A 4,204-nucleotide genomic window follows, 5' to 3' on the forward strand; every position below is an offset into this window, starting at 1 on the left:
GTCTCCTTTACCCGTCGGTACGAGCGTCGGACAATGTGATCTCCAGGACGAAGGGGTGGGAGATGCACAAATCCAGGAGCGCCGCGTTATCCGTGGCTCGGTCGGCCGCCTTACGCCGGGCGCGGGCAGCCGCGCTCATCGGGCTGGCGGTGGCGGCTTCGGCCGGCTGCTCCGGCGGTGACGACGACGGGCGGAAAGGCGAGGCTGCGAAGATCGGCGCTCGTCCGCCGGGGGCCCATAGTTGGACCGGCGAGCCGTGCGACCTCCTGGCGGGCACGGCACCCGCCGAGGGCTTCACGCTCGGCAGCACCACCGAATCCGCCTCCCCCGACGCCCGGGCGGACATCGGCGAGAACGGTGCCCGGCCCCGCTACCGGCAGACCGGCTGCCTCGCGGATCTCAAGGCCCGCGACGGCACGTTCTGGAAGCTCAGCACCACGGCCTCGGTGTACGAGGAGCCCGGGGCCGCCCGTCACGCCTACCGCGTGAAGGAGGACCTCGACCGTGCCCACGGGCGCGGGCCCGGCAAGGTGCACGACGCCGCCTACGCTCTACCCGCCGACGACGGGGGCCGCCCCGGCCGCACCCTCCTCCTGTGGAACGGCGACCTGGTGCTCACGGTGTCCGCGTACGCACCGCACGGGAGCACGGAACGCGAGGTGCGGAAGGATCTTGAACGGATCGTCGGAAACGCGGCGCGCCGCACGGAGGACGGCCTGCGCGATCACGACGCCCCCTCCCCCGCCCCCTGAGGCCCTGTGGCCCTGTGGCCCTGTGGCCCTGTGGCCCTGTGGCCCTGTGGCCCTGTGGCCTGAGGGTCTCCACCGTCCGCCTCGGTGCTTCGGGTCAGGTCTCCGGCCGGGCGTTCGCCACCCGGTCGAGCCACTCCTTCATCAGCGCCGCCTCGGCCGTACTCAGCCCCGCCCCTTGCTCCTGCCGCAGCAGAGCGCTCAACCGGGCCGCCGCCGTGGGGACTTCGGCGTCCGGCGGCGCGCTCGGCGGCGTGCTCGGCGACACGTCCGGGGTGAGCACCGTCGCGTGCAGTGCGTCGCGCACCCGGCGGGACACTTCGATGTCGTCGAACGTCGCCGGGCGGGACACCAGCATCAGAGCCACCCCCACATTGGCTGACATGATCATCTGGGCGGCCAGCTCGGGCGCGACGCGTATCCGGCCCTGGGCCGCGGCCCGTTCGAGGTCCCCGGTCAGGATCCGGTGGGACTCGAGCGCCGCGGCGGGCGGCGTGCGCATCGCCGGCGAGTTCATCAGCCGGTAGAGGTTGCGGTTGTCGAGGGCGAAGGCGACGTGGCTGTCCCACCCCCGGCGCAGGTCCTCGACCGGGTCCGTCGTCTCTCCGCGTTCCCTCTTCGTGGCCAGGTACTTCTCGAAGCCGTGGTCGACGACGGCCGACAGCAGTCCTTCCTTGTCGCCGAAGTGGCGGTAGAGGGCCGGCGCGCCCACCTTCGCCGCCTCGCACACGGCGCGCGTGGAGATGTCACCGTCGGGCGATTCCCTGATCAGGGTGGCGGCCACTTCCAGAATGCGTGTCCGGGTACTCGTACTCACCGGACGGACGCTATCAAGCGGCACGGCGGCGCTCAGACGATGCCGCCGTTGGCCCGCAGCACCTGGCCGTTGACCCAGCGGGCCGGGCAGGCCAGGAAGGAGACCACCTCGGCTATGTCCTGCGGGGTTCCCAGCCTCTCCAGTGGCGGCTGGGCGGCCATCCGCGCGACGGTCTCCTCGTCCTTGCCGTCCAGGAACAGGGCGGTGGCGGTCGGCCCCGGTGCTACGGCATTGACCGTGATGTCCCGGCCGCGCAGTTCTCGGGCGAGGATCAGGGTCATGGCCTCGACGGCGCCCTTGGTCGCGGCGTACGCGGTGTAGCCGGGCAGGGACAGCGAGAGCACCGAGCTGGAGAAGTTGATGACGGCCCCGCCCGCGCGCAATCGCTGCGCCGCCTGCTGGTCCACGACGAACGTGCCCCGGATGTTGGTGCGGTGCATCCGGTCGAGCGTGTCGAGTTCGAGCTCGGCCAGCGGGGCGAGCGCCATGACCCCCGCCGCGTGCACCACCACATCGATGCCGCCGAACGCCGTCTCGGCGGCATCGAAGAGTGCCGCGACGGCGACCTCGTCGGCCACGTCCGCCTGCTGGGCGAAGGCTTCTCCTCCCGCGGCGGTGATGGCGGCGACGGCGGCTTCCGCCTCGCTCCGGTTGCCCCCGTAGCCGACGACGACCGCGAAGCCGTCGGCGGCGAGCCGTTCGGCGCTCTCGCGGCCGATGCCCCGGGAGCCGCCGGTGACCACGGCCACCCGGCGAGGGGCGGGTGCCGCTGCGGATACGGACTGTTCGGTCATGGCGTCACTCCTGGCGACTGGGGTCGCGGTCGTTCCGTGAAACCCGATGAGATCAACGCTAACACCATGACGTTATCACCGCTACCCCTGAAACGTAGCGATGTTCACCTACCGTGCTACCCATCTCCCGCCCCTCCCGTAACACAACAGAACCCGCCGGATACGCCCGGCAGGTTCTGTCATGTGCGCATGCGCGTCAGCACGCACGCGCGTGTACGCGCGAACAGGCTCAGCTCACCGCACTCGCGGTACGCGGGGTCGCCGCAGGGGTGGCGGGCGTCAGAAGCCGTTCGGTGAGATGGCCGAAGACGATGCCGAAGGTGCTCCACAGCGTCGCCTGGACCGCCAGCGTCGAGAGCCGGAACTCCCACAGCAGACCGGCCGGGAAGTCCTTGCCCACCTCGTCGAAGGAGGGCAGGAAGGCGTAGGCGAGGCCGATCAGCAGGATGAAGCCGGCGGCGGCCGCGATGCTCGCGTTCCCGTTGCCCAGGCGCGGGGCGAGCCGCTTGCCGATGATGACGGCGGCGACGGCCAGAAGCACACTGAGGGCGACCATCAGGAAGAACAGGGTGGTGCGCTTGCCGATGGTGTCCGGGTTGCCGACGGCGGGCGGGTTCGCCGGGTACTTGAGGAACGGTACGACGTAGACCGTGAGCAGGGCGGCGCCCGCGATCAGCGCCGCCGTGGCCCGGGGACCGAAGTCGCCGATGCGGCCCAGGGCGTAACAGAACACCAGCGCGGCGATACCGCCCACGGCGACGCCGAAGACCAGTACGCCGGTGGCGAGTCCGCCGGTGGCCTGCATGGTGCGGCTGACCAGTTCCTCGCCGCCGCCGTGGTCGTGGCTGTGGGCCTCTTCGAGGGCGATCGCCGCGTCCACCTGGGACTCACCGAGGAAGTAGGCGACGGCGAGCGCGAGCGCGCCCGCGATTAGGCCCGCGAGCATGCCGCGCACGAGCAGGGCTCTGACAGATATGGAGTTCACGATGGTTTCCTGTTTTCTCTTGCTTCCCGGTTTGCTGACTGCCTGGCGGATTCCCTGATCCCTCAGGGGTCTCCGTGGCCTCAGGTGTCTCAGTGGCAGGGGAAGCCGAGCAGGTGACGGCCGTCGTGGACCCACTCGTGGACGCCTTCGCCCGAGATGAGCGCGGTGGCGCCCTGTTCGGCGCCGACGAAGTACAGCAGGACGAGCATGAGAATGCCGAAGAAGACCGCCCACGGGGCAAGGGCCTTCGCCGAGATCGGGGGGATTCCCGATGCCCCGGTTGCGGGAACAGCGGACTGTGCCATGGCAGTACCTCCTGTGGGAACACGCGTCCCTGTCGTGGTGCCTCAGACGAAGGTGCCGGGTCTGACTTCCCGCACGAAGGCGGGTTCACAGTGGCGCGACCGTGCCGGATTCTCACCGGACTTCCGTCACACCCTCGCCATGGTCGACGTGACCATACCGCCTGTACGCGGGCGCCGCCATGGTCGAATGCGCAGGGTCACGGAACACGGATTCCTTGGGGCGACAGGGCTGTGGGGCCCCTGATGAAGGATTGAGAGCAGGGACATGACAGTACGGGTGATGTTGATCTCACCGGTGATGAACGCGGCGCTGCGAGAGGCCCGCTTCGACGGCGACTCACCCCTCGACCGATCCGGCCGGGAGCGGGCGCGGGCCGCCGCCGGTGCGGTGCCGGCCGCCGGGCTCGCGCTCAGCGGCCCCTCCGTACGGTGCCGCGAGACCTCCGAGGCTCTCGGCCTGGCGGCGGCACGGACCGAACCGGCCCTGGGCGGCTGGGACCTGGCGCGCTGGGCCGGCCGCCGCCTCGACGAGGTGGCGGCCGCCGAACCCGCGG

Annotated in this window: 6 protein-coding genes and 1 riboswitch; of the genes, 2 read left to right on the top strand and 4 right to left on the bottom strand. The window is 70.9% G+C overall.

From position 1 onward, the window contains the following. The first annotated feature begins 62 nt into the window (after nucleotides 1–62). Nucleotides 63–752, top strand: a complete 690-nt coding sequence (locus ACFWM7_RS34060) for a hypothetical protein (protein ID WP_383268315.1) — start codon at nucleotides 63–65, stop codon at nucleotides 750–752. A 94-nt stretch (nucleotides 753–846) separates the two neighbouring features. On the opposite strand, the gene ACFWM7_RS34065 is transcribed toward ACFWM7_RS34060, so the two are convergent. The 4 genes from ACFWM7_RS34065 to ACFWM7_RS34080 all read right to left on the bottom strand — a co-directional run bounded on the left by ACFWM7_RS34065 (nucleotide 847) and on the right by ACFWM7_RS34080 (nucleotide 3,650). Beyond that, nucleotides 847–1,566, bottom strand: coding sequence for a TetR/AcrR family transcriptional regulator (locus ACFWM7_RS34065; protein ID WP_383268301.1), 720 nt, complete (start codon nucleotides 1,564–1,566; stop codon nucleotides 847–849). A gap of 32 nt (nucleotides 1,567–1,598) precedes the next feature. Then, the gene (locus ACFWM7_RS34070; protein ID WP_383268304.1) at nucleotides 1,599–2,360 is read right to left on the bottom strand and encodes an SDR family oxidoreductase; all 762 of its coding nucleotides are present in this window, start codon (nucleotides 2,358–2,360) and stop codon (nucleotides 1,599–1,601) included. 229 nt (nucleotides 2,361–2,589) lie between these two features. Then, nucleotides 2,590–3,345, bottom strand: coding sequence for a CbtA family protein (locus ACFWM7_RS34075; RefSeq protein WP_383268307.1), 756 nt, complete (start codon nucleotides 3,343–3,345; stop codon nucleotides 2,590–2,592). An 89-nt stretch (nucleotides 3,346–3,434) separates the two neighbouring features. After that, nucleotides 3,435–3,650: a CbtB-domain containing protein gene (locus ACFWM7_RS34080; RefSeq protein ID WP_383268310.1), complete on the bottom strand. Its 216-nt coding sequence runs from the start codon at nucleotides 3,648–3,650 to the stop codon at nucleotides 3,435–3,437. A 15-nt stretch (nucleotides 3,651–3,665) separates the two neighbouring features. Continuing rightward, nucleotides 3,666–3,802, bottom strand: a riboswitch (adenosylcobalamin (AdoCbl) riboswitch). 113 nt (nucleotides 3,803–3,915) lie between these two features. Between ACFWM7_RS34080 and ACFWM7_RS34085 the strand changes: the two genes are divergently transcribed. After that, a partial coding sequence (locus tag ACFWM7_RS34085) for a histidine phosphatase family protein (RefSeq protein ID WP_383268312.1) occupies nucleotides 3,916–4,204 on the top strand: 289 nt, incomplete at its 3' end.

Origin of the sequence: Streptomyces sp. NPDC058375 (assembly GCF_042723425.1) — a bacterium.
GTDB classification, from domain to species: Bacteria; Actinomycetota; Actinomycetes; order Streptomycetales; family Streptomycetaceae; genus Streptomyces; species Streptomyces durocortorensis.